Source organism: Cellulomonas pasadenensis, from assembly GCF_047229365.1.
Lineage (GTDB): Bacteria > Actinomycetota > Actinomycetes > Actinomycetales > Cellulomonadaceae > Cellulomonas.
Genome location: NZ_JBFTEP010000183.1, coordinates 1 through 5623 on the forward strand (window position 1 = coordinate 1; position 5623 = coordinate 5623).

General features: G+C 59.3%; 3 rRNA genes. All 3 read left to right on the top strand.

Annotated elements, in window-relative coordinates:
- Positions 1 to 259 precede the first annotated feature (259 nt).
- The 3 genes from AB6N23_RS16980 to rrf all read left to right on the top strand — a co-directional run bounded on the left by AB6N23_RS16980 (position 260) and on the right by rrf (position 5576).
- Positions 260 to 1779 (top strand): 16S ribosomal RNA (locus tag AB6N23_RS16980).
- A gap of 491 nt (positions 1780 to 2270) precedes the next feature.
- Positions 2271 to 5377: ribosomal RNA gene (locus AB6N23_RS16985) — 23S ribosomal RNA — on the top strand.
- An 82-nt stretch (positions 5378 to 5459) separates the two neighbouring features.
- Positions 5460 to 5576, top strand: a 5S ribosomal RNA gene (gene rrf, locus AB6N23_RS16990).
- The 16S, 23S and 5S rRNA genes sit together here, the layout of an rRNA operon.
- The last annotated feature ends 47 nt before the right edge of the window (positions 5577 to 5623 follow it).

Genomic DNA, 5623 nt, shown 5'->3' on the forward strand with positions numbered 1-5623 from the left:
AACATCCGCTACGATGGTGAACGAGCCTCCTGCGGGATGCCGAAAGGCTGATCGAGGATGAGCGTCTGTTCCTTGAGAACTCAACAGTGTGCCAAGTAGTCGATGCCATGGAATTGGTGTCGAGCCCGGATCGACTGTCCGCGCCCCTGTGGGTGGTGGTCCGGGGTAGAGACCAGATGAAGGCCTCACCGTTGGTGTGGGGTTTCTTTGTTGTGTCTGTTGCTTGCCGGGTTTCGGCCTGGTGGGTGGCTGTTGGACATTTACGGAGAGTTTGATTCTGGCTCAGGACGAACGCTGGCGGCGTGCTTAACACATGCAAGTCGAACGGTGAAGGTCAGCTTGCTGACCGGATCAGTGGCGAACGGGTGAGTAACACGTGAGCAACCTGCCCCCTACTCTGGGATAAGCCTTGGAAACGAGGTCTAATACCGGATACGAGGCGCCCGGGCATCTGGAGCGTCTGGAAAGATTTATCGGTGGGGGATGGGCTCGCGGCCTATCAGCTTGTTGGTGGGGTGATGGCCTACCAAGGCGACGACGGGTAGCCGGCCTGAGAGGGCGACCGGCCACACTGGGACTGAGACACGGCCCAGACTCCTACGGGAGGCAGCAGTGGGGAATATTGCACAATGGGCGCAAGCCTGATGCAGCGACGCCGCGTGAGGGATGACGGCCTTCGGGTTGTAAACCTCTTTCAGCAGGGAAGAAGCGCAAGTGACGGTACCTGCAGAAGAAGCGCCGGCTAACTACGTGCCAGCAGCCGCGGTAATACGTAGGGCGCAAGCGTTGTCCGGAATTATTGGGCGTAAAGAGCTCGTAGGCGGTCTGTCGCGTCTGCTGTGAAAACCTCAGGCTCAACCTGGGGCTTGCAGTGGGTACGGGCAGACTAGAGTGCGGTAGGGGTGACTGGAATTCCTGGTGTAGCGGTGGAATGCGCAGATATCAGGAGGAACACCGATGGCGAAGGCAGGTCACTGGGCCGCAACTGACGCTGAGGAGCGAAAGCATGGGGAGCGAACAGGATTAGATACCCTGGTAGTCCATGCCGTAAACGTTGGGCACTAGGTGTGGGGTCCATTCCACGGATTCCGTGCCGCAGCAAACGCATTAAGTGCCCCGCCTGGGGAGTACGGCCGCAAGGCTAAAACTCAAAGAAATTGACGGGGGCCCGCACAAGCGGCGGAGCATGCGGATTAATTCGATGCAACGCGAAGAACCTTACCAAGGCTTGACATGCACCGGTAACACTCAGAGATGGGTGCCCCGCAAGGTCGGTGCACAGGTGGTGCATGGTTGTCGTCAGCTCGTGTCGTGAGATGTTGGGTTAAGTCCCGCAACGAGCGCAACCCTCGTCCCATGTTGCCAGCGGGTTATGCCGGGGACTCATGGGAGACTGCCGGGGTCAACTCGGAGGAAGGTGGGGATGACGTCAAATCATCATGCCCCTTATGTCTTGGGCTTCACGCATGCTACAATGGCCGGTACAAAGGGCTGCGATACCGCGAGGTGGAGCGAATCCCAAAAAGCCGGTCTCAGTTCGGATTGGGGTCTGCAACTCGACCCCATGAAGTCGGAGTCGCTAGTAATCGCAGATCAGCAACGCTGCGGTGAATACGTTCCCGGGCCTTGTACACACCGCCCGTCAAGTCATGAAAGTCGGTAACACCCGAAGCCGGTGGCCCAACCTTTTGGGGGGAGCCGTCGAAGGTGGGACTGGCGATTAGGACTAAGTCGTAACAAGGTAGCCGTACCGGAAGGTGCGGCTGGATCACCTCCTTTCTAAGGAGCATCTGGCATCTGCTCGTGCCTGTCATGGGTGCGGGGTGGGTGTCCAGGCCCATGCCCTCGCCGTTCGTGTGGGGGGTGGTGCTCGAGGGTGGAACATCGACTACGGCCGGCCTGGTGGCTGGTGGGTGCCTAGTACGCCGTGGGGTGTGCGTGGCTCGAGCTTGCTCGGGTGCGTGCGGTCCTTGCGGGAGGGAACGGATGTCCTGCTGGTGCGTGGGTCGGCCTGGCACGCTGTTGGGTCCTGAGGGAACAGCCCGGTTCGGGTGTGTTGCTTCGGGGTCACGAGGGATCCCCGTCGGGGGTGTGTTCGCCGCGTGCGGTGGATCGCCTGAGGGGGTTCGGGTGGGCCTTCGGGTCTGTCGGTGGTGTCGAACCGCTGTGCGCGACGTGGTCGTGGACGGTAGGCGTACCGGGTGCCGGCGGGGTCCGGTGGTTGCTTGAGAACTGCACAGTGGACGCGAGCATCTTTGAATGATCTTTGTGGTCAAGTTTATAAGGGCACAGGGTGGATGCCTTGGCACCAGGAGCCGAAGAAGGACGTAGTAGCCTGCGATAAGCCTCGGGGAGTTGGCAAACGAACCGTGATCCGAGGATGTCCGAATGGGGAAACCCCGCCGCAGTCATGTGCGGTGACCCGCACCTGAATATATAGGGTGCGTGGAGGGAACGCCGGGAAGTGAAACATCTCAGTACCGGCAGGAAGAGATATTCCGTGAGTAGTGGCGAGCGAAAGCGGATCAGGCCAAACCGTGCGTGTGTGAGAGCCGGCAGGCGTTGCACGTTCGGGGTTGTGGGACCCGTCAGTCGGTTCTGCCGAACCGGCAGGGAGTCAGAAAGTCGCGTCATAGTCGAAGGGCATTGAAAGGCCCGGCACAGAGGGTGGTACCCCCGTAGACGAAATGGCGTGGCCTCCCGATGGGGATCCCAAGTAGCTCCGGGCCCGAGAAACCCGGAGTGAATCTGCACAGACCACTGTGTAAGCCTAAATACTACCTGGTGACCGATAGCGGACAAGTACCGTGAGGGAAAGGTGAAAAGTACCCCGGGAGGGGAGTGAAATAGTACCTGAAACCGTGTGCCTACAATCCGTCGGAGCCTCCCTAGCAGGGGTGACGGCGTGCCTTTTGAAGAATGAGCCTGCGAGTTAGTGGTACGTGGCGAGGTTAACCCGTGTGGGGAAGCCGTAGCGAAAGCGAGTCCGAACAGGGCGATCGTAGTCGCGTGCTCTAGACCCGAAGCGAAGTGATCTAGCCATGGGCAGGGTGAAGCGCGGGTAAGACCGCGTGGAGGCCCGAACCCACCAGGGTTGAAAACCTGGGGGATGACCTGTGGTTAGGGGTGAAAGGCCAATCAAACTTCGTGATAGCTGGTTCTCCCCGAAATGCATTTAGGTGCAGCGTCACGTGTTTCTTGCCGGAGGTAGAGCTACTGGATAGCCGATGGGCCCCACCAGGTTACTGACGTTAGCCAAACTCCGAATGCCGGTAAGCCAGAGCGTGGCAGTGAGACTGCGGGGGATAAGCTCCGTAGTCGAGAGGGAAACAGCCCAGACCACCAGCTAAGGCCCCTAAGCGTGTGCTAAGTGGGAAAGGATGTGGAGTTGCACAGACAACCAGGAGGTTGGCTTAGAAGCAGCCACCCTTGAAAGAGTGCGTAATAGCTCACTGGTCAAGTGATTCCGCGCCGACAATGTAGCGGGGCTCAAGCACACCGCCGAAGCTGTGGCATTCACACTCGAGACAAGCCTTCGTGGTTCAGTCGTGTGGATGGGTAGGGGAGCGTCGTGTGGGCGGTGAAGCCGCGGGGGAACCCAGTGGTGGAGCCCACACGAGTGAGAATGCAGGCATGAGTAGCGAAAGACGGGTGAGAAACCCGTCCGCCGAATGACCAAGGGTTCCAGGGCCAGGCTAATCCGCCCTGGGTAAGTCGGGACCTAAGGCGAGGCCGACAGGCGTAGTCGATGGACAACGGGTTGATATTCCCGTACCGGCGAAGAACCGCCCATACCGAGCCCGGTGATGCTGACCGTCCGAGCCGGTGCACCGTCCCTTCGGGGACACCGCACCGGGGAGCACGGGACCCGAACCGGTAGTAGGTAAGCGTGTTAACAGGGGTGACGCAGGAAGGTAGCCCAGCGTGGCGATGGTAGTCCACGTCCAAGGCCGTAGGGCGAGGTGTAGGCAAATCCGCACCTCACATAGCCTGAGAACCGACGGGTACCGCGTATGCGGGAAATGGGTGATCCTATGCTGCCAAGAAAAGCCTCGACGCGAGGTTCTAGCCGCCCGTACCCCAAACCGACTCAGGTGGTCAGGTAGAGAATACCAAGGCGATCGAGAGAATCGTGGTTAAGGAACTCGGCAAAATGCCCCCGTAACTTCGGGAGAAGGGGGGCCTCAAGCGTGTACCGGCTTGCCCGGGAAGCGTGGAGGGCCGCAGAGACCAGGGAGAAGCGACTGTTTACTAAAAACACAGGTCCGTGCGAAGTCGCAAGACGATGTATACGGACTGACGCCTGCCCGGTGCTGGAAGGTTAAGAGGACGGGTCAGCCGCAAGGCGAAGCTCAGAATTTAAGCCCCAGTAAACGGCGGTGGTAACTATAACCATCCTAAGGTAGCGAAATTCCTTGTCGGGTAAGTTCCGACCTGCACGAATGGCGTAACGACTTCTCCGCTGTCTCAACCGCGAACTCGGCGAAATTGCACTACGAGTAAAGATGCTCGTTACGCGCAGCAGGACGGAAAGACCCCGGGACCTTTACTATAGCTTGGTATTGGTGTTCGGTGCGGCTTGTGTAGGATAGGTGGGAGACTGTGAAGCCGGCACGCCAGTGTCGGTGGAGTCAACGTTGAAATACCACTCTGGTCGCTCTGGACATCTAACCTCGGTCCGTGATCCGGATCAGGGACAGTGCCTGGTGGGTAGTTTAACTGGGGCGGTTGCCTCCTAAAATGTAACGGAGGCGCTCAAAGGTTCCCTCAGCCTGGTTGGCAATCAGGTGGCGAGTGCAAGTGCACAAGGGAGCTTGACTGTGAGACTGACAGGTCGAGCAGGGACGAAAGTCGGAACTAGTGATCCGGCGGTGGCTTGTGGAAGCGCCGTCGCTCAACGGATAAAAGGTACCCCGGGGATAACAGGCTGATCTTGCCCAAGAGTCCATATCGACGGCATGGTTTGGCACCTCGATGTCGGCTCGTCGCATCCTGGGGCTGGAGTAGGTCCCAAGGGTTGGGCTGTTCGCCCATTAAAGCGGTACGCGAGCTGGGTTTAGAACGTCGTGAGACAGTTCGGTCCCTATCCGCTGCGCGCGCAGGAAACTTGAGAAGGGCTGTCCCTAGTACGAGAGGACCGGGACGGACGAACCTCTGGTGTGCCAGTTGTTCCGCCAGGAGCACGGCTGGTTGGCTACGTTCGGAAGGGATAACCGCTGAAAGCATCTAAGCGGGAAGCCTGCTTCAAGATGAGGTTTCCACGCCCTTCGGGGTGAGAGGCTCCCAGCTAGACCACTGGGTAGATAGGCCGGATGTGGAAGGCAGGACGAAAGACTGCCGCAGCTGACCGGTACTAATAAGCCGACAACTTGACTCACTTCATTCTTTGCTACGCGTCCACTGTGCGGTTCCCGAGAAACCAACGGGCCACCATGCCTGATTGACAATCTCGACAGTGTTACGGCGGTCATAGCGAAGGGGAAACGCCCGGTCCCATTCCGAACCCGGAAGCTAAGCCCTTCAGCGCCGATGGTACTGCACTCGCCAGGGTGTGGGAGAGTAGGACGCCGCCGGACAACCATTCCACGAAGGCCCACCCGACACCGGGTGGGCCTTCGTGCGT